16 protein-coding genes are annotated in these 18,428 nt (G+C 68.5%); 5 read left to right on the forward strand and 11 right to left on the reverse strand.

From position 1 onward, the window contains the following. Positions 1 to 110 precede the first annotated feature (110 nt). The 3 genes from hpbD to KF941_RS05230 form a co-directional block, all read right to left on the reverse strand. Positions 111 to 1,220 (reverse strand): 4-hydroxyproline betaine 2-epimerase, encoded by a 1,110-nt coding sequence (gene hpbD, locus KF941_RS05220; protein WP_214272739.1) that lies wholly within the window; start codon positions 1,218 to 1,220, stop codon positions 111 to 113. A gap of 70 nt (positions 1,221 to 1,290) precedes the next feature. Further along, on the reverse strand, positions 1,291 to 2,358 hold the full coding sequence (locus tag KF941_RS05225; protein WP_214273651.1) for a hybrid-cluster NAD(P)-dependent oxidoreductase: 1,068 nt from the start codon (positions 2,356 to 2,358) through the stop codon (positions 1,291 to 1,293). 2 nt (positions 2,359 to 2,360) lie between these two features. Next, complete coding sequence (locus KF941_RS05230) at positions 2,361 to 3,599, reverse strand: aromatic ring-hydroxylating dioxygenase subunit alpha (RefSeq protein WP_214272740.1); 1,239 nt, start codon at positions 3,597 to 3,599, stop codon at positions 2,361 to 2,363. A gap of 115 nt (positions 3,600 to 3,714) precedes the next feature. On the opposite strand from KF941_RS05230, the gene KF941_RS05235 reads away from it, so the two are divergent. Then, positions 3,715 to 4,590, forward strand: coding sequence for a LysR family transcriptional regulator (locus KF941_RS05235; protein WP_214272741.1), 876 nt, complete (start codon positions 3,715 to 3,717; stop codon positions 4,588 to 4,590). A 6-nt stretch (positions 4,591 to 4,596) separates the two neighbouring features. Here KF941_RS05235 and KF941_RS05240 read toward each other — a convergent pair whose 3' ends face one another. The 6 genes from KF941_RS05240 to KF941_RS05265 form a co-directional block, all read right to left on the reverse strand. After that, entirely contained in the window at positions 4,597 to 6,069 is a 1,473-nt protein-coding gene (locus KF941_RS05240; RefSeq protein ID WP_214272742.1) for an FAD-dependent oxidoreductase, read from the reverse strand. After that, positions 6,066 to 6,860, reverse strand: a complete 795-nt coding sequence (locus tag KF941_RS05245; protein ID WP_214272743.1) for a pyrroline-5-carboxylate reductase dimerization domain-containing protein — start codon at positions 6,858 to 6,860, stop codon at positions 6,066 to 6,068. Before KF941_RS05245 ends, KF941_RS05240 begins: the two co-directional genes overlap by 4 nt. Then, complete coding sequence (locus KF941_RS05250) at positions 6,857 to 7,981, reverse strand: glycine betaine/L-proline ABC transporter ATP-binding protein (RefSeq protein WP_214272577.1); 1,125 nt, start codon at positions 7,979 to 7,981, stop codon at positions 6,857 to 6,859. The genes KF941_RS05245 and KF941_RS05250 overlap by 4 nt, the downstream gene beginning before the upstream one ends. Further along, complete coding sequence (locus KF941_RS05255) at positions 7,974 to 8,861, reverse strand: proline/glycine betaine ABC transporter permease (protein ID WP_072464446.1); 888 nt, start codon at positions 8,859 to 8,861, stop codon at positions 7,974 to 7,976. Before KF941_RS05255 ends, KF941_RS05250 begins: the two co-directional genes overlap by 8 nt. A gap of 853 nt (positions 8,862 to 9,714) precedes the next feature. After that, positions 9,715 to 10,713: a glycine betaine ABC transporter substrate-binding protein gene (locus KF941_RS05260; RefSeq protein ID WP_214272578.1), complete on the reverse strand. Its 999-nt coding sequence runs from the start codon at positions 10,711 to 10,713 to the stop codon at positions 9,715 to 9,717. 101 nt (positions 10,714 to 10,814) lie between these two features. Beyond that, positions 10,815 to 11,456: a TetR/AcrR family transcriptional regulator gene (locus tag KF941_RS05265; protein WP_036760664.1), complete on the reverse strand. Its 642-nt coding sequence runs from the start codon at positions 11,454 to 11,456 to the stop codon at positions 10,815 to 10,817. Positions 11,457 to 11,604: 148 nt separating this feature from the next. Between KF941_RS05265 and hpbA the strand changes: the two genes are divergently transcribed. Next, positions 11,605 to 13,641, forward strand: coding sequence for an N-methyl-L-proline N-demethylase HpbA (gene hpbA / locus KF941_RS05270; RefSeq protein WP_214272744.1), 2,037 nt, complete (start codon positions 11,605 to 11,607; stop codon positions 13,639 to 13,641). Between the two features lie 256 nt (positions 13,642 to 13,897). After that, positions 13,898 to 14,248 carry a dimethylsulfonioproprionate lyase family protein gene (locus KF941_RS28515; protein WP_214272745.1) on the forward strand — a complete coding sequence of 117 codons (351 nt, stop codon included), beginning with the start codon at positions 13,898 to 13,900 and terminating at the stop codon, positions 14,246 to 14,248. Between the two features lie 28 nt (positions 14,249 to 14,276). Here the strand turns inward: KF941_RS28515 and KF941_RS05280 are convergent, their stop codons facing one another. Further along, entirely contained in the window at positions 14,277 to 14,642 is a 366-nt protein-coding gene (locus tag KF941_RS05280; RefSeq protein WP_036760661.1) for a DUF305 domain-containing protein, read from the reverse strand. Positions 14,643 to 14,971: 329 nt separating this feature from the next. Here KF941_RS05280 and KF941_RS05285 point away from each other — a divergent pair, with 329 nt between their 5' ends. Together KF941_RS05285 and KF941_RS05290 are read left to right on the forward strand one after the other, a co-directional pair. Beyond that, a complete protein-coding gene (locus tag KF941_RS05285) occupies positions 14,972 to 15,973 on the forward strand; it encodes a glycine betaine ABC transporter substrate-binding protein (protein WP_036760660.1) in 1,002 nt (333 codons plus the stop codon). 159 nt (positions 15,974 to 16,132) lie between these two features. After that, complete coding sequence (locus KF941_RS05290) at positions 16,133 to 17,185, forward strand: proline racemase family protein (RefSeq protein ID WP_114537296.1); 1,053 nt, start codon at positions 16,133 to 16,135, stop codon at positions 17,183 to 17,185. A 158-nt stretch (positions 17,186 to 17,343) separates the two neighbouring features. On the opposite strand, the gene KF941_RS05295 is transcribed toward KF941_RS05290, so the two are convergent. Continuing rightward, complete coding sequence (locus tag KF941_RS05295) at positions 17,344 to 18,354, reverse strand: helix-turn-helix domain-containing protein (protein WP_240540229.1); 1,011 nt, start codon at positions 18,352 to 18,354, stop codon at positions 17,344 to 17,346. Positions 18,355 to 18,428: the final 74 nt, after the last annotated feature.

Here is an 18,428-nt window from a genome sequence, read left to right on the forward strand (position 1 = left end):
GCCGCAATACGCGGCCGGTCCTTTCCCGCGCATATCCCCCACCCGGCGGATGATCGTGGCCCGTGAGACATGACCGGCAGGTGGCCGCGCGCGTCGCTGGTGAAACCGCTTCAGGAAAAGGATGCAATCGGCGGGTTGAACAGGCTTTCTTCGGGAATGACCCCAAGGCCCGGACCCTTGGGCAGGTCGATATGGCCGCCCGTGATGCGGATGCCGTTCTCCGGGTCGTAGGGCTGCGCGATATAGGGCTGGGCGACCCAGACGCCCTCGTTCAGCCGCGGCTGGACGGTGGCGCCGACATGGGTGCAGGCGGCGGCGATGATGTCGCCGCCCCAGGCGTCGTCGCAGGTATGGGGCAGGGCGCGCGCCTCGCAGATGTCGCGGAACGCTGCCATCGGTTGCAGCCCGCCGATGCGCGTCACCTTCATGCCGAACCCGTCGCAGAGCCCCTGGCCGGCGGCGCGGATCACCGTGGACAGATCCTCGCCGCTCTCGTCCAGGTAGATGCCGTGCTGGACGCGGCCGCGAATGGCCGAGATCTCCTCCAGCGTGTTGCAGGGCTGTTCCAGCACGAAGGGGATCTCGGGGCATTCGCGGCTGAGTCGCAGCACGTCGCGGGCGGGCAGGCTGCGGTTGCCGTCCACCGCCAGCCGCGTGCCGGTGCCGCGGATGCGCTCCCAGACCTTGCGCACGGTCTCGATGTCGATCTCGACCGGGCGCGCGCCGATCTTGATCTGCAGGCGCGGGAAGCCCTCGGCGACCTTCTCGGCGGCGATGCGGGCGATCTCGTCGGGCTGGCCGATGCCGGTGGCGTAATAGGAGGGCAGGCGCTCGGCCGCGACGCCGCCCAGCAGGTCCGCCACGCGGACGCCGTAATGCTTGCCCATCAGGTCATGGGCGGCGATGTCGATGGCCGCCTTGGCGTAATTGTGCCCGCAAAGCAGCCCGTCCATGCGGCGGTGCAGGACCAGCGGCTGCAGCGGGTTCGCGCCGATCAGGCCCGGCGCCATCTCGGCCAGCGCGGCACGGGCGCCAAGCGCATGGCTGGGCGCATAGGTCGGGCCGACCGGGCAGGTCTCGCCCCAGCCCACCAGCCCGTTGTCGGCGACGATCTTGACCAGCGTGCTCTGCAGCGACCAGACCGTAGAGCTGGCGATGGCATAGGGGCCGTCCCTGACCGGCAGGTCATGGGCATAGACGTGTATTTCGGCAATCTTCATGGCCTGTCCCTGTCATTTTGCTTGTTGCTTGAGCGATGCGTTTCCGGGGACCGGCGGCCCCCGAAACCCGTCACAGATCGATGGTAACGTTTCCGATGGGCCTTGAGCAGCAGGCGAGGATATAGCCCGCCTCGACATCCTCGTCGGTGATGCCGCCGTTGTGGACCATGTGGACCTGGCCCGAGAGCCTGAGCACCTGGCAGGTGCCGCAGATGCCCATGCCGCAGCCCGAGGGGATCGGGATGCCCGCCGCCCGCGCCGTGGCCAGGATGGTCTCGGTTTGCGCGCAGCGGGCGGTCTTGCCGGATGCGGCGAAGCTGACCTCGGCCAGCGCGTCCTCTTGCGGCACCACGTCCTCGGGCACCGCCTCGGCCTCGGCCGGCGGGGCGCCGAAGCTTTCCTGGTGATAGCGGGCCATGTCGTAGCCCAGCCCGTGCAGGATGTCGCGCACCGCCTGCATGAAGGGCTCGGGGCCGCAGCAATAGACGTCGCGCTCCAGGTAGTCGGGCGCGACCAGGCCCAGCACCAGCTGGTTGACCATGCCGCGATAGCCGGTCCAGGGCCGATAGGGGTCGGGTTCCTCGACGATCCATTTCAGGTCGATGCCGGCGACGCGCGTCGCCATGTGCTCCAGCCGCTCGCGGAAGATGATCTCGGAGGGGCGGCGGGCGCAGTTGACGAAGACGATGTCCGGCGCCCGCCCGGAATCGTAAAGGAAGGTCGTCATCGACATCATCGGCGTGATGCCCGATCCTGCCGAGATGAACAGGTATTTCGCAGCCGGATCCCGCATCATCGAGAACTTGCCCGCCGGACCCCTGGCGCGGATGCGCATCCCCGGCCGCAGGTGGTCGAACATCCAGCGCGTGCCGATGGAATCCCTTTGCGCCTTGACCGTCACCGTCAGCGAGGTCGGCCGCGAGGGCGAGGACGAGATGGTATAGGTGCGATGCAGCACCCCGTCGGGCAGGGGCAGCTCCAGCGTCAGGAACTGCCCCGGCTCATGGCTGAAGAGCGCGCCCGAGGGGCTGCGGAAGCAGAAGGTCATGACATCCGGCGCCTCGGGCAGGAACGAGACGCATTCCAGCTCCTCGGCGTCGGTCCAGAAGGCCAGCGTCGGTTTCAGCGCAGCGTTCATCGTCACTCGGCCGCCATGCGGCTGGGGCCGAGCGCACGCTCCATGGCATCCGCATACCAGTCCACGAACTGGATGACGCCGCTTTCCCAATAGTCCGAATAGGGACCGGGGACGAAGGCGGGCGTGCTGACGCCAAGCTGGTTGGTCTCGACCACTTCGCGATCCTCGTCATTGGTGGCGATCCAGACCTCGGTCAGGCGCTTGAGGTCGTAGTCCACCCCCTCGACGGCATCCTTGTGCACCAGCCAGGTGGTGGTCACTTCGGTCTCGGTCGGGCTGATCGGCATCACCCGGAAGGTCAGCGAGTGATCGGGCAGGAAATGGTTCCAGGTGGTCGGGTAGTGGAACACCATCAGCGGGCCGGCGTCGGCAAAGGGCACCCGGCCCAGGTTCTTTTGCACCGCGACCTTGCCATCCATGGTATAGCTGACCGCATCGCCTTCCAGCGGGGCGCGGGTCAGCCGGAACTGGCCGTGCTCGCCCAGGTAGAACTGCGCGGGTGCGCCCGCCGCGGTGCAGCGGTCGAAATGCGCCTGCAGTTTTTCCGAGACGCTGCCGTCGGGCATGATGCCGGACATTTCCGGGTCCAGCGGGAAGGATCGGCACAGCGACGGATGGTTCGCGCTGCAATGATAGCATTCGCGGTTGTTTTCCCACACCAGCTTCCAGTTGCCCTTCTCGATGATCGAGGAGGTATGGGCCACCTTGGCGTCGCCGAGGTCGTGCACGTCCAGATAAGGCGCCGCCTTTTGCGCGAATGTTTCGAAGTTCGGCGGGTTCCCGGCCAGGCAGATATAGACCAGGCCACCGACCTCGCGCAGATGGACGCTGCGCAGCCCGTGCTGCGAGGGGTCGAAATCGGCATTCATCTTGTCGGCCCAGACCAGCCGGCCGTCGAGGTCGTAGGTCCAGGAGTGATAGGGGCAGACCAGCTTGGCCACCTGGCCCTCGCGGGCCTTGCAGACGATCGAGCCGCGGTGCCGGCAGGAGTTGTGGAAGGCGCGGATCTCGCCGTCTCGGCCCTTGACGATGATGACGTTGTAATCGCCGATCTTCAGGGTGACGTAGCTGCCCGCCCTGGCCAGCTGGCAGGCCGGGATGGCATAGAGCCATTCGCGATACCAGATATTCTCCAGGTCGAGCTGATAGATCTCGGCCGAGGTGTAGAAGGGCTGTTCCAGCGCATGTCCGGGCCGGCGGCGCGCAAGCAGGTCATGGATGTTCGGTTGGGTGGCTGTCATTGTCGGCTTCCACGCTGAGGTTGAACTGGCCTAATATTCCGCCGACTCGTTTCCCGTTGACAACGGCATAAAAATTCATCCTGGATTAGGTGAAGTAACCTGAATACGGCCCGGCATGCCCAATCCCCATGACTTCGCCTCGATGACCGCGCTGATCTGTTTCGAGGCGGCGGCCCGCAACATGAGCTTCAAGGCCGCCGCGCAGGAGATGAACGTCACCCCCGCCGCGATCAGCCACCAGATCAAGGCGCTGGAGCGGAACCTGGGCTGCGCGCTGTTCATCCGCCGGCACCGCGGGGTCGAGCTGACCGAGAAGGGCGCCTTCCTGCTGGTTGCGCTGCAACGCGGCTTCGAGACGATCTCGGACGCCGTCAGCCGGCTGCGCGACCGGCCCGATGCCGTGGACGTGACCATCCGCACCACCACGGCGGTCAGCGCCTTGTGGCTGACCCCCAAGATCACCGCCTTCTGGAAGATCCACCCCGGCATCACCGTCTCGCAGATCATCAGCGACGTGGCCACGGCGGCCAGCCGGCACGACCTGCACATCGGCTATGCGGTTCCCGGCGATGACGGCGACGAATGGCGGGAAATCTTCCGCGACCGCATCCTGGCCTATGGCACGCCGCATTTCGCCAGGGAACACGGCATCCGGGGAATCAAGGATCTGCTGCGCGCGCCGCTGGTCCACATGAACGACGACCACAATGCCTGGACAGGCTGGGCCGACTGGTTTCGCGAGCTCGGCCATCCGCCGCCCTCCGGGCGCAGCCTCTTCGTCAACAACCACATGATCGCCCTGCAGGCGGCCGAGGACGATGTCGGCGCGGTGCTGGGCTGGGAGGGGCTGATGGCCCGCGTCCTGCAAGCCGGCCGCCTGGTCAGCCTGGTGCCCGAGAGCATCCCCTCGCCCGCCGCCTTCTCGCTCAGGATCAATCCCCGCGCCTCCGCAAAGGCAAGGCTGTTCGCAGACTGGCTGGCGGCGGGCTGAGCCGGGTCAGGGCTGGCGATAGACCCGGGCCGTGTCCTCCTCGAAATGGCGCAACTCGTCCTGCCGGCGGGCCTCGGACCAGCCCAGGCTGGCGGCGGCGATGCGCGACAGCGCCTCGGCACGGGCCCGGCCCAGGTCGGGCTCCAGCCCGTCGGGCAGCCGCCGGCGGATCAGGTCGGCAAGCCGCACCACATGTTCGGCGGCCGCCATCTGGCCGATGCCCTGGTCCTGCGGCGGCGAAATGATCCCCTCCGGCGCCGGGCCGCGTTTGCCCAGGCGCCTTTCGACGCGGCGCGCCACCTGCCGCGCCGCGTGGCGATGCAGCATGATGGTCGAGCCGGTGACGGCCAGCAGGCCGGGCATCGCGGGGTCTTCGGCCACCTCGACCGGCAGGCTGGTGGTGCGGCCGTCGCGGGTCGAGGTCGGCCGCACCCCGCACCAGCAATGCAGCACGTCGGCGCGCGTCAGCTGCAGGCCGGGGAACAGGTGGTTGGCCTCGCCCAGGATATAGTCGATCTCGGCCTCCTCGACGCGGATGTCGTCGGGGTTGGCGGTGACTTCGGTCTCGGTCGGGCCGATGAAGTGGAAATCGCGCCAGGGAAAGACGTAATAGGGCTCGCCCTTGCGGGAAAAGGCTTCCAGCCCCTGGCCGCGGAACGCCTCGGGCAGGCGCACCATGACGTTGACGCCCTTGATGCCGATCACCCGCCGCCGGCCCGAGCCGCCGCCCGGCACCCGGTCGATCCAGGGGCCGGCGGCGTTCACCACCATGCGGGCGCGGACCTGCGCCCGGCCCTGCATCTCGGGCGCGCGTTCCTCCAGCGTGACCAGCCAGTCCTCGCCGTCGCGCGCAATCGCTGTCACCTCGGCATAGGTGCGGATGGTGGCGCCGCGCCGCTCGGCATCCAGGGCGGTATCGACGCAGATGCGCTCGGGCCAGGCATACATGTATTCCTCGAACACGCTCACGCCGCGCAGCGGTCCGCCCAGGGCCGCGGCCATGGCGCTGTCCGCGGCCGCCTGCGCCGGGGCAAGCCGGCGATAGGCCAGCGGCACCCGCCAGCCGTCCAGCGCCTCGACCAGGCGAAAGCCCAGGTCGACCAGCCAGGGCGGATAGCGGTCGCCCCTGCGGAACGGGTAGTGGAAGCGATGTTTCGTCAGGTGGCCCGGCATGTCGCGCACCAGCTCGGCCCGGCAGCGCATGACCTCGCGGGTATAGAGCAGCCGCCGGATCATGTCGGCGGGCCGGAATGGCATCTGCCACAAGGGATAGCGCGCGGCGAGATAGCCGAGCCCGGAATAGAGCATCCGGCTGGATCGCGACGAGGTTCCTGCGCCGAAGTCTCCGCGGTCGACGAGCAGGGTGCGAAAGCCGCGTGCTGCGAGTTGGCGTGCGGTGGCGCAGCCGACAGCGCCGGCGCCGATGACGATGGTGTCGTAGTCGGTGTCGTGGAGGGTTTCGATCGTCTTGCGGGTCATGTGGGGGCCGTGGTCTGCGTCATGGTCCGGGCCTTTTCGGTTGCGGCGGCGAGGGCGGTCTCGATGGCTTGGGGGAAGCCTGCGGCCTCGGCGGCGTCGAGGCCGGCGGCGGTGGTGCCGCGATAGGCGCGGTAGGCGGCGAGCAGGGCGGGGGCCTCGGTGATGCGGTCTTCCAGCAGCCGGGCACCGCCGACCACCGCCGCCTCGGCCGCGCGCCAGGCGATGGCCTCGGGGATGCCGCGCGCGCGCATGAAAGCGGCCATCGCCGTGGCCATCAGCGCCGGATAGGCCGCGCCCGAGCCGGGCAGGGCGGTCATCAGGTCGATCTGCGCCTCGGTCTCCAGCTCGTCGGTGCTGCCGATGGCCGAGAGCAGGCGGCGCACCGTGGCGCGGTCGGCGGCGGTCACGCCCGGCCCGGCCCAGAAGGGCGAATAGGAGGCGCCGATCTCGGCCGCGGCATTGGGCATCGCCCGCACGATCCGGCCGCCGCAGCACGCCAGCGTGGGCGCCCCGATCCCGGCCATGAAGGACAGGACCAGCCGGCCGCCGGCGCGCAGGTCCAGCCCCGGCCAGTCCTCGGGCCGCACCGAGACCACGATCACGTCGCTTTGCGCCACCAGCTCGGCCGCGTCCCGGGCCCATGTCACGTCGGCATGGCCGTGGTAGTTGGGCTGGGGGGCGCTGCGATTGAGCAGCACCAGCTCGCCCGGCGCCAGGATGCCGCGCGCGAGCAGCCCCGCGCCGAGCGCCGAGCCGAGCCAGCCGGTGGCGCCGATCAGGCCGACCCTCATGCCTGCCGCCCGTCATGCTGCCCGCCATGCTGGCCGCCATACTGGCCGCCATGCTGGCCGGTATAGGCGTTGATCGCGGCCTGGAAGGGGATGACGCCGATGGCCCGGCCCTGGGGATCCTGGACCCGCAGCGCCTGCAGCCGGCTGGCGGCCATCTGCTGCAGCGCCTCGGCGATGCTGGCCTCGGGGGCGATGGCGGCCTCGGGCAGGGCGGCGTCGGGCGGGGCGGCTTCGGGGGCGTCGAAACCGTGCCGGGCCTGCATGACCGCGCCGACCTTCAGCACCTTGCCGCGGTCGACATGCTGGACGAAATTCGCCACGTAATCGTCGGCCGGGCGCAGCACGATGTCCTGCGCCGTGCCCTGCTGGATCACCGAGCCGTCGCGCAGAAGCGCGATGCGGTCGCCGATGCGCAGCGCCTCGTCGAGGTCGTGGGTGATGAAGACGATGGTCTTCCTGACCTCCTGCTGCAGGTCCAAGAGCACCGTCTGCATGTCGTAGCGGATCAGCGGGTCGAGCGCCGAATAGGCCTCGTCCATCAAGAGGATCGGCGCGTCGTTGGCCAGCGCGCGCGCCAGGCCCACCCGCTGCTGCATGCCGCCCGAAAGCTGGCTCGGATAGCTCTTCTCGAAGCCCGAAAGCCCCACGCGCTCGATCCAGCGCATGGCGGTGCGGTAGCGCTCGGCCTGCGGGATGCCCTGCACCTCGAGCCCGTAGGCGGCGTTGTCGAGCACGGTGCGATGCGGCAGCAGGCCGAATTTCTGGAACACCATCGCGGTCTTGTGGCGGCGGAACGCGCGCAGCTCCGCCTGCGACATGGCGACGACGTTGCGGCCCTCGATCACGATCTCGCCGGCGGTGGGCTCGATCAGCCGGTTGATGTGGCGGATCAGCGTCGACTTGCCCGATCCCGACAGGCCCATGATGACCTGGATGCTGCCCGGCGCGACCTGGATGTTGATGTCGCTCAGCCCCAGCACGTGCTGGTGGCGGGCCTGCAGCTCGGCCTTGGTCATGCCGGCGCGGACGGCCGCGACATGCGCCTCGGGATTGGCGCCGAAGATCTTGTAGAGGTTCTTGATCTCGATGCCGATGGGATCCGTGGTGGCGGGATCAGTCATGGCTGGCCTCCTGGTGTTTTTGCAGCCGCTTGCCCCAGGCCTGGCTGATGCGGTCGAAGAGGATGGCGATGCCGACGATGGCGAAGCCGTTGAAGAGCCCGAGCGTGAAATACTGGTTCGAGATCGCGCGCAGCACCGGCTGGCCCAGCCCCTGCACCCCGATCATCGAGGCGATCACCACCATGGCCAGCGCCATCATGATGGTCTGGTTGATGCCGGCCATGATCGTGGGCAGCGCCAGCGGCAGCTGCGCCTTGACCAGCTTCTGCCACGAGGACGAACCGAAGGCGTCGGTCGCCTCCAGCACCTCGCGGTCGACCTGGCGGATGCCGAGGTTGGTCAGCCGGATCATCGGCGGCAGGGCATAGATCACCACCGCGATCAGGCCGGGCACCCGGCCGATGCCCAGCAGCATCACCACCGGGATCAGGTAGACGAAGCTGGGCATGGTCTGCATGATGTCGAGGATCGGGCTGACGATGCGCTGCACCCGCTGCGAGCGCGCCATCAGGATGCCGAGCGGCAGGCCGATGGCGATGGACAAAAGCGTCGCGGCCAGCACCATGGAGATGGTCTTCATGGTGTCGTCCCACATGCCGAAGAGCCCGATCAGCACCAGGGTCAGCACGGAGCCGATCACCACGCGCAGGCTGCGGCTGGCGCCCCAGGCCAGGGCGGCGACGACGGCCAGGACGAGCAGCCAGGGGGTGCCCAGAAGCAATCGCTCGAACCAGATCAGCATGGTCTGCAGCGGGCTGAAGAGGCCCTCGATCATGTCGCCGTGGCTGCGGGTGAAGCTGCGAAAGCCGTCGTCGATGACGCGCTGCAACTCGCGCAGCCAGGCGCTTTTCAATTGGGGGAAGGAGGTGAGCCAGGTCATGGGATCCTCGCGCATGGGGCTGGGGGCCGGCCTGGGCGGCCGGGACCGGGAAAGGGTGGCGGCATCGGGCCGGGCCGGGGGTCGGGGCGGTCCCGCGGACCGGCCCGGAGGCCGGACCGAGGGGTGGTCAGGGCCCGACCCGAGAGCCGGACCGAAGGGGTGTCAGGGCCCGGACCCGAGCGCCGGCTGGGCCAGGGACCGGAACCGGGAGCGGGTCCGCGGGCCCGAGAGCCGCTCCGCGGGGCCAGTCCTGGGCCAGTCCTGGGCCGAAACCGGAGCCGGCCCGACGGGCAGCCAGGGCCCAGACCGAAGCCGGACCGCGACCGCGGGCCCGAGAGCCGGAGCGTGGCCAGGCCAAGACCGGACCGGAGAACCGGCTGGGCCAGGCCAGGGCCCGGAACCGAGAGCCGGAGCGGGGCCAGGCCTGGGTCCGACCTGGGCCAGTCCTGGGCCGAAACCGAAGCCGGACCGCGACCGCGGGACCGAGAGCCGGAGCCTCGCCAGGCCAAGGCCGGCCCGGAGAACCGGCTGGGCCAGGCCAGGGCCCGGAACCGGGAGCCGGAGCGGGCCCCCGAGCCGAGAGCCGGAGCGGGGTCAGGCCTGGATCCGACCTGGGCCGGAACCGGAACCGGAGCCGGCCCGACGGGCAGCCAGGGCCCGGACCGAGAGCCGGATCGCGACCGCGGGCCCGAGAGCCGAGAGCCTCGCCAGACCAAGGCCGGACCGCAGAACCGGCTGGGCCAAGGCCCGGACCGGAAAGCCGGCCCGACGGGCAGCCCGGCCCGGACCCGAGAGCCGGAGGGCGGGCCGGGGCGGACTTTCGGCCCACCCAGCCCGGCCGCGGGGGGCGCGGTCAGAGCGCGGCCTTGATCCTCTCGGCCGCCTCGGGCGTGACCCATTCGGTCCACGTCGCCTCGTTCTCGCGCAGGAACTGCCGCGCGCCCTCCTCGCCCTGCGCCTGGTTCTCGGTCATCCAGGCCATCAGCGCGTTCACCGTCGCATTCGTCCAGCTCCGCTTGGAAAGGTAGTCCATCACCTCGGGCGGGGCGCTGTCGGCGAATCGCTTGGCGACGACGGTCTGCACCTTGTCGGCCGGCCAGTCGTTCTTCCTGGGCTCGGCGCAATCGGCGTTCGAGGTGCAGCCCTGCCATTCGTCCATGTCGAGCGCCACGCCGTGCTCCAGCTTGACCATCTCGTAGCGGCCCAGCAGCGCGGTCGGCGCCCAGTAATAGCCGACCCAGCCCTGCTGGCGTTCATAGGCGCGCGCGATCGAGCCGTCGAGCCCGGCGGCCGAGCCGGTGTCGACCAGGTTGAAGCCCGCCTCCCGGGCGCCGAAGGCCTTGTAGAGCTGGCTGGTGATCACCGTGCCGCCCCAGCCGGCCGGGCCGTTGAAGATGGCGCCCTTCGCGGGATCCTCGGGATCGGGGAAGAGGTCGGGGCGCTTGAGCACGTCCTCGATGGTCTTCAGCTCGGGGTTGGCCTCGGCGAGGTATTTCGGGATCCACCAGCCCTGCACGGCGCCGTCGCTGAGGATGTCGCCGGTGACGACGATCCGGTCCTCGGCCAGGCCGGACCGGATGACTTCGGGCACCAGGTCGACCCAGCCCTCGGGGGCGATCTCGGGCTGGCCCTTCTCGACCATCGAGGTCAGCGTCGGCACCGTGTCGCCCTGGATCACCTCGGCGCTGCAGCCGTAGCCCTGGTTGAGGATGAAGGCATCCAGCGCCGCCGCAAGCTCGGCGCTCTGCCAGTTCATGCTGGCAATCGTCGGACTGCCGCAATCCGCCCAGGCCGCGCCCGAAAAGCCCACAAGCAAAAGCGCCGCACCGCAGGAAACAAACCGTCTTCCCATTCTCTTTCTCCCTGGCGCGAACATGGCCCCCAAACCCCAGCCGTCGCGCAAACCGGGGGCTGGAAGGGGCGCGCGCGCCCCTTATCGGTGACGGACCGCTCTTATGACGGCGGGTTGGCCGAGCTTTTCACCCGAGCATTGAAGCGCGCGATCTCGCGCGGCTCGGCAGCCTGCCCGGTATAGATTTCGACATAGGTGGGGATGCGCGCAAGCCGGGTATCCACCTCTTCCTGCGCGCGCATCGAGATATAGCCGATCTGGGTCAGGTAGATGGTGCGCGCCCGGACGTCGGCGCCCTGTTCCTGGTGGCCCCAGCGCATCAGCATCTCGCGCAGGGCCGACAGCCGGGTTTCGTCCGCGGCGGCGACGCGGGCGCCGACCTTGTCGTCCTGCAAGGCCCAGCTGCGCACGGCGAATTCCAGCTTGCTGTCGAAGATGCCGCAAAGAAAGCAGGCCAGCACGTTCAGCATCGCCTCGGCCGGGCTCTCGGCATATTCCTGCGTCGCGCGGACCAGCGGCGCGGTCGTCCTTTCCTCCCAGCCGTCGATCAGCGCGGTCAGCAGCGCCTCGCGATCCTCGAAGAACCAGTAGAAGCTGGTGCGGGACAGGTTCAGATGCTTGGCCAGGGGCTGGATCTTGACCGCGTCGATGCCGCCGTCGATCAGCGCCTGATAGCCGGTTTCAAGCCAGCCCTCGCGCGACCCGCGCCATCCAGTTTCCGCCGTTGCTGCACGATTTCTCATGTCCCAGCCCTAGCCCGCCCCGCGATTCGCTGCAAGAAAAAATGTCCTGGAATGATCCCGGCATGTTCATGTTTGATTTTTTAATTGACACAGATGAACATTACTTTGATCCTGAGATGCGACTCCCCACCTTTCACAGGCAGATCCGATGTCGAACGATCCCCTCCTGCAGCCCTATCGGCTGAAGCACCTGACGCTTCGCAACCGCATCATGATCACCAGCCACGAGCCGGCCTATCCCGAGGACGGCATGCCCAAGGACCGCTACCGCGCCTATCACGTCGAGCGCGCCAGGGCCGGCGTGGCGCTGACCATGACCGCGGGCTCGGCTTCGGTCGCGCGCGACAGCCCGCCGGTGTTCAACAACATCCTGGCCTGGAAGGACGAGGTGGTCGGCTGGATGAAGAAGCTGGCCGACGAATGCCACGACCATGGCTGCGCGGTGATGATCCAGCTGACCCATCTGGGCCGGCGCACGCGCTGGGACAAGGCCGACTGGCTGCCGGTGATCTCGCCGGGGCATGAGCGCGAGGCGGCCCACCGCGCCTTTCCCAAGAAGATGGAGGACTGGGACATCGAACGGGTCATCGGCGACTATGTCGATGCGGCCGAGCGGATGAAGGCGGCGGGGCTGGACGGGATCGAGATCCAGGCCTATGGCCACCTGATGGACCAGTTCTGGTCGCCGCTGACCAATGACCTGGACGGCCCCTATGGCGGCAGCCTGGACAACCGGCTGCGCTTCACCTTCGACGTGCTGCGCGGCATCCGCGAACGCTGCGGCGAGGATTTCATCCTGGGCGTGCGCTATACCGGCGACGAGGACCTGCCCGGCGGGCTGACCGCCGAGGACGGGATCGAGATCTCGCGCCGGCTGAAGGACAGCGGGCTCGTGGATTTCCTGAACGTGGTCAAGGGCCATATCGACACCGATGCGGGCATCACCGACACCATCCCGATCCAGGGCATGAGGAACGCCCCGCACCTGGAATTCGCGGGCGCCATCCGCAAGGCCACGAATTTCCCCACCTTCCACGCGGCCAAGATCCCCGACGTGCCGACCGCGCGCCATGCCATCGCCGCCGGGCTCTTGGACATGGTCGGCATGACGCGGGCGCATATGGCCGACCCGCACCTGGTCCGCAAGGTGATCGAGGGGCGCGAGGACGACATCCGCCCCTGCGTCGGCGCGAACTACTGCCTCGACCGCATCTACCAGGGCGGCATGGCCTTTTGCCTGCACAATGCCGCGACCGGGCGCGAAGAGACCATGCCGCACAGCATCCCCGCCGCGCCGGTCAAGAAGCGCATCACCATCGTCGGCGCCGGTCCAGGGGGCATGGAGGCCGCCCGCGTCGCCGCCGAGCGCGGCCATGCGGTGACGGTCTTCGAGGCCGCCGACCAGCCCGGCGGCCAGATCCGCCTGACCGCGCAGGACGAGCGCCGGCGCGAGATGATCTCGATCATCGCCTGGCGGCAGGCGATGTGCGACAAGCACGGCGTCCAGTTCCGCTTCAACACCTTCGCCGAGATGGAGGATGTGCTGGCCACCGAGCCGGACGAGGTCGTCATCGCCACCGGCGGCCTGCCGCATACCGAGGTGCTGGAGCAGGGCAACGACCTTGTCTGTTCCGCCTGGGACATCCTGGCGGGCGACGTGAAGCCGGGCCGCAACGTGCTGATCTTCGACGACGCGGGCGACCATGCGGCGCTGCAGGCCGCCGACCTGATCTCGGCCACCGGCGCCGCGGTCGAGATCGTGACCCCGGACCGCAGCTTCTCGCCCGAGGTGATGGCGATGAACCTGGTGCCCTATATGCGCAACCTGCAAAAGCGCGACACCACCTTCACCGTCACCTGGCGGCTGAGGTCGGTGGCGCGCGAGGGCAACCAGTTGCGTGCGCGCCTGGGCAGCGACTATGGCGATTTCACCCGCGAGCGCATCGTCGACCAGGTCGTCGTCAACCATGGCACAAGGCCGCTGGACGACCTGTATTTCGAGCTGAAGCCGCTGGCCTCGAACCTGGGCGAGGTCGATTACGAGGCCCTGACCACCGGCGGGTTGCAAGAGGTCCGCAAGAACCCCGAGGGCCGTTTCCGCCTTTACCGCATCGGCGACGCGGTGGCGGCGCGCAACACCCATGCGGCGATCTACGACGCGCTGCGGCTGGTCAAGGATCTGTGAGGCGAGGCATCCGGCCGCGACCGGCTTCGCGGCGCGGCCGGAAGATGGCGACAGCGACGGGGGATATCAGCATGGCACGAGCCCAAGCCCTGCGGGACTTTCGCGATCCGGCCCAACCGGCGATTCAGGCATCCGCTTCGCTCTGCCGCATCGCCGGGGCGCTTGGGGCCGAGGGCCAGGCCGGCGCCGGCCCGGCGGCGCAGCCGGCCCGCAGCTGGCTGGCGCCGGCGCGGGACCACCCGTTGCCAAGGCGGACGTGGCCGCCCTCCGGGCGCTGTCGCCGCTGCTGTGCTGGTGCCGGCACAACGGCGCCCCCAGCGCCAGCGCAAATGTCTCAGACAGCCCCGCCAATGCCATGCGGCTGCGCCCCGGCAGCATCGACGAGCGCTGCGGCCTGTGGCCGGGCCTCGGCCTGGTCGCCCCGCGCACGCGCTATCCCGACCACCGGCACGCGCCCGAGGAGACCTACCCGGTCCTCTCGCCCGGCCAGTTCCGCAAGGACGGCTCGGGCCGGGTCCGGCCCGGCGGCGGCTTCTTCGTCCCCCCGAACGCCCCCCGCGCCCTGCGATCGGGCGGGCAGCCCCTGTTCGCGGTCCGGGCCGGGTGACGTCGCAGGGCGGGCACGGTCCGGCGCCTTACTCGCCGCGCTCCTCAAGCCATTTGCGCATCATGGCGATCTCGGCCTCCTGGGCCTTGATGACCTCTTCGGCCAGCTTGCGCACCTCGGGGTCCGAGCCGTGCTCAAGCACGATCCTGGCCATGTCGATGGCGCCCTGGTGATGCGGGATCATGCCGCGCATGAAATCGACATCGGCATCGCCGGTATGCTCGATCATCATGTCGTCATGCATCCGCTCCATCGCCGCGACATAGGCCTGGGTCGCGGCGCCGTCGGCATCGGCGTGCATGTGATCGCCATGGGCGTCGCCATCCTGCGCAAGGGCAAGCCCGGCCGAGATCGCGAGGACGCCCGCGGCAAGGATCGGTGCCAGCCGGTTCATCCGACCCTCCTGCGGCCGCGTCGGGTGGGGGTGATGGCCTTGACGCGCGAAGTTCATGGGAAAACCCTCCTGCGTTGCGTTCCAGCCTACAGGAATAGGGCTTTCCACCCCCGGAAGGTCAAGGGCCGGCCGAAGGGATCTGCGGCGGGCAGGCCGGAAAACGGCTTGACAGAATCGCGCGCGACAGCAAGATTTCGTATCTGAAATATCGTATACGAAAATAAGACCCCAACGCACCCGAGCCTGTTGGGGAAGATGCAGCCGCCCATACGGGACAGAACCAAGCGGCGCCCTGTCCCGATCAATCGCCGCATGCAGGGAGAAAGAACGTGCAAAGACTACTCGCTTCCACCGTTTTGGCCGCCGGCTTCCTTGGCGGGGCCTGGTCGGCCTCGGCGCAGGATTGCGGCAACGTGACGCTTGCGCTCCACAACGTCCAAAGCGCCGAGCTGCTGACCTATGTCGACAAGTTCATCCTTGAGAACGGCTATGGCTGCAGCGTCGAGACCATCCCCGGCGACACCGTGCCCTCGACCACCTCGATGGTCGAGAAGGGCTCGCCCGACGTTTCGTCCGAGACCTGGGTGGACCTGCTGCCCGAAATCGTGCCGCGCGGGCTGGAGGAGGGCAAGATCGTCTATGGCGCGCCGGCCTTGCCCGACGGCGGCATCCAGGGCTGGTGGATTCCCAAATACCTTGCCGATGCGCATCCCGACATCAAGACGGTCGAGGATGCCCTGGCCCATCCCGAGCTTTTCCCGGACCCGGAAAACCCCGACAGGGGCGTGATCTTCAACGGCGCCGAAGGCTGGGGCGCCACGGTCGTCACCGCGCAGCTGTTCAAGGCCTACGAGGCCGAAAGCAAGGGGTTCAACCTGATGCGGCCGGGCTCGGCCGCCGGCCTCGATGGCGCCATCGCCAGGGCCTATGAGCGGCAGGAGGGCTTCATCACCTATTACTGGGCGCCGACCGCGCTGCTGGGCAAATACGAGCTGGTGCTGCTGGAAGCCTCGCAGGAACACGATCCGGCCGAATGGAAGCGGTGCATCACCAGCCTCGACTGCCCCGATCCCAAGGTCACGGCCTGGCCGGTCGATACGGTGATGACGGTCTTGACCAAGGATTTCGCCGACCGCACCAGCCCCCAGATCCTGGACTATTTCAACACCCGCGGCTGGAGCAACGAAACCGTGGCCAAGCTGATGGCCTGGCAGGCAGAGAGCCAGGCCATGGGCGAGGATGGCGCGATCCACTTCCTTGAGGAAAACAAGGACATGTGGACGAAATGGGTGCCGGCCGAGGTCGCGGAAAAGATCGAAGCCGCGCTTTGATCGCACTCGCACTCACACCCGCCGTCCGGCCGCGCCGAGCGGCGGGGGCGATCAAGGGCCGCGAATGAAAACCCCTCGGTTCGCCCGGACATTCCTCGGGCGAACCGAACCCTCTCTGTCCCAGCCCATCCCGACACAATTGCCTCAGGAGAAACAGGAATGGCGTTCAAGCGAATGATCCATGCCGTCGATACGCATGCCGGAACGCCGATGCGGGTGATTACCGGGGGCGTTCCGCATATCCCCGGAAACTCGGTCTACGAGAAGATGAAATGGCTGGAGGCCAACGACGACCAGCTGCGCAAGCTGATGCTGCGCGAGCCGCGCGGCTATTCGGCGCATTGCTGCAACATCATCGTGCCGCCCTCGCATCCCCAGGCGGATGCCGGATACATCATCATGGAGCAGATCGAATATCCGGTCATGTCCGGCGGCAACACCATCTCGGTCGTCACGGTGCTGCTGGAAATGGGCCTGCTGCCGATGAAGGAGCCCATGACCGAACTGGTGCTGGAGGCGCCTGCGGGGCTGATCCGGGTCCGCGCCGAATGCGCGGGCGGCAAGGTCAAGAGCGTGACATTCCGCAACGTGCCGGCCTTCGCCGCCCATCTGGACGTCGAGATCGAGGTGCCGCACCTGGGCAAGGTCCGCGTCGATGTCGGCTGGGGCGGCATGTTCTATGCCATTGCCGATGTCCGGCAGTTTCCCGGCCTCGAGCTCATCCCCCAGCATGGCCGCGAGATCGCCCGCATCTCGGCGATGATCCGGCAGGCGGCGATCGAGCAGCTTCCGGTCGAGCATCCCGATTATCCGGGCGTGGGCATCACCATCTCGCAGCTTTCCGGGCCGACGGACGATCCGAACGCGGATTGGAGGAACGCCGTCACCATGGCCTCGGGGGATTTCTCCTGGGACAATCCCGCGACCTGGACCGGCGCGCTGGACCGCTGCCCCTGCGGCACCGGCACCTGCGCCAAGATGGCGGTGCTGCATGCCAAGGGCGAGTTGCCGCTGGACCAGAGCTTCCGCCACCAGAGCATCCTGGGCAATGTCTATACCGGGCGGCTGGTCGAGGAGACCGAGATCGCGGGCCGGCGCGCCGTCGTGCCGGAAATCTCGGGGACCAGCTGGATCTACGGGCTCAACACGCTGGTGCTGGATCATGACGATCCCTTCACCGAAGGCTTCACCGTCGGCGATACCTGGGCATAGCTCCGGCCGCCGCGGAGGGCTCGATACCCTTCCGCATTCGGGAGCGTCCATGGAGCGCTAGGAGCAATTAATATCAATAATTTGCCCTACAAACCCTCGAAACTCCTACAATCGAGGGACCGATGCGCGGGTCAGCAAATCTGCGGCATGGCGACGGTTCAGCCGACCGTGTCCGCTTCGGCCGGCGGGTCCATATGCATGTCCCGGAACAGGCGCGGGGTGATGCCGAAGCGGCGCTCGAAGGCTTGCACGAACCGCGGGGCCGGGGACAGGCCGACCTGCGCGGCGGCGGTCTTCAGCGGCAGCCCGCGGGACAGGAGCATGCGCGCGGCATCCAGCCGGGCGGTCTCGACGAAGCGGGCCGGGGTCTGGCCCGTCACCGCGGTGAACTTGCGGTGGAAGCTGCGCTCGGACAGCCCGGCGCGGGCGGCCAGCGACGGCACGTCCAGGGGCGCGTCGAGGTTCGCCTGCATCCAGCCGATCAGATCCCCGAACGGGTTGTCGCCCCGCGCCTGGGCCCTGAGAAGGGGGCTGAACTGCGACTGGTAGCCGGGCCGCCGGGCATAGAGGACCAGCCGCTTGGCCACCTCGCCGGCGATCCCCGCGTCGAGGTCATGCGCCACCATCGCCAGCGCCATGTCGATGCCCGTCGTCACCCCCGCCGAGGTCCAGAGCCTGCCTTCGGCCCGGTAAAGCGCCTCGGGTTCGACCGCGACCCTGGGAAAGGCCCGCGCGAAGGCTTCGCAGGCGTCCCAATGCGTGGCGACCCGGTGCCCGTCGAGCAGCCCCGACGCGGCCAGGACGAAGCCGCCGGTGCAGACCGAGCCGAAGCGCCCGGCCTCTGCCGTCAGCCGCGGAAGCATGGAGCGCAGGACGGGGTCGGCCATCGCCTGCAGCAGGGGCTCCCGTTCGGCGCCCACCACCAGCACGGTCCCGGCTTTCCCCGGCAGTTCGGCGATGGGGCGGGTTTCCAGGGCGATGCCGCTGCTGCTGTCGACGGCCCCGCCCTGGGCCGACAGGGGCACGACCTTGTAGAATGCCGGCCTGCCGCGTTGGCCCAGGGCGCGATTGGCGCCGTTGAAGACCGATGCCGGCCCCGAGATGTCCAGCAGTTCGAAACCCGGATAAAGGATGAAGGCGACCTGGTGCATTGGCCGAAAATACGGCATTTCTGTCATTTCTGCCAGAGGCGCGCCTTGCTATCCTTGCCCCATCGCCGAAAGCTGACCGCCACCGCGCAGGA

The sequence above is a fragment of the Paracoccus sp. pheM1 genome, assembly GCF_018499825.1.
GTDB lineage: Bacteria > Pseudomonadota > Alphaproteobacteria > Rhodobacterales > Rhodobacteraceae > Paracoccus > Paracoccus versutus.

Excerpts from the sequence above, each read along its gene's own strand:
- KF941_RS05240 (WP_214272742.1), bottom strand. The coding sequence starts at position 6,069 with ATGACCCGCAAGACGATCGAAACCCTCCACGACACCGACTACGACACC.
- KF941_RS05280 (WP_036760661.1), bottom strand. The coding sequence starts at position 14,642 with ATGAACCGGCTGGCACCGATCCTTGCCGCGGGCGTCCTCGCGATCTCG.
- KF941_RS05260 (WP_214272578.1), bottom strand. The coding sequence starts at position 10,713 with ATGGGAAGACGGTTTGTTTCCTGCGGTGCGGCGCTTTTGCTTGTGGGC.
- KF941_RS05295 (WP_240540229.1), bottom strand. The coding sequence starts at position 18,354 with ATGCCGTATTTTCGGCCAATGCACCAGGTCGCCTTCATCCTTTATCCG.
- KF941_RS05255 (WP_072464446.1), bottom strand. The coding sequence starts at position 8,861 with ATGACCTGGCTCACCTCCTTCCCCCAATTGAAAAGCGCCTGGCTGCGC.
- KF941_RS05225 (WP_214273651.1), bottom strand. The coding sequence starts at position 2,358 with ATGAACGCTGCGCTGAAACCGACGCTGGCCTTCTGGACCGACGCCGAG.
- KF941_RS05230 (WP_214272740.1), bottom strand. The coding sequence starts at position 3,599 with ATGACAGCCACCCAACCGAACATCCATGACCTGCTTGCGCGCCGCCGG.
- KF941_RS05265 (WP_036760664.1), bottom strand. The coding sequence starts at position 11,456 with ATGAGAAATCGTGCAGCAACGGCGGAAACTGGATGGCGCGGGTCGCGC.
- KF941_RS05235 (WP_214272741.1), top strand. The coding sequence starts at position 3,715 with ATGCCCAATCCCCATGACTTCGCCTCGATGACCGCGCTGATCTGTTTC.
- KF941_RS05290 (WP_114537296.1), top strand. The coding sequence starts at position 16,133 with ATGGCGTTCAAGCGAATGATCCATGCCGTCGATACGCATGCCGGAACG.
- hpbA (WP_214272744.1), top strand. The coding sequence starts at position 11,605 with ATGTCGAACGATCCCCTCCTGCAGCCCTATCGGCTGAAGCACCTGACG.
- KF941_RS05250 (WP_214272577.1), bottom strand. The coding sequence starts at position 7,981 with ATGACTGATCCCGCCACCACGGATCCCATCGGCATCGAGATCAAGAAC.
- hpbD (WP_214272739.1), bottom strand. The coding sequence starts at position 1,220 with ATGAAGATTGCCGAAATACACGTCTATGCCCATGACCTGCCGGTCAGG.
- KF941_RS05245 (WP_214272743.1), bottom strand. The coding sequence starts at position 6,860 with ATGAGGGTCGGCCTGATCGGCGCCACCGGCTGGCTCGGCTCGGCGCTC.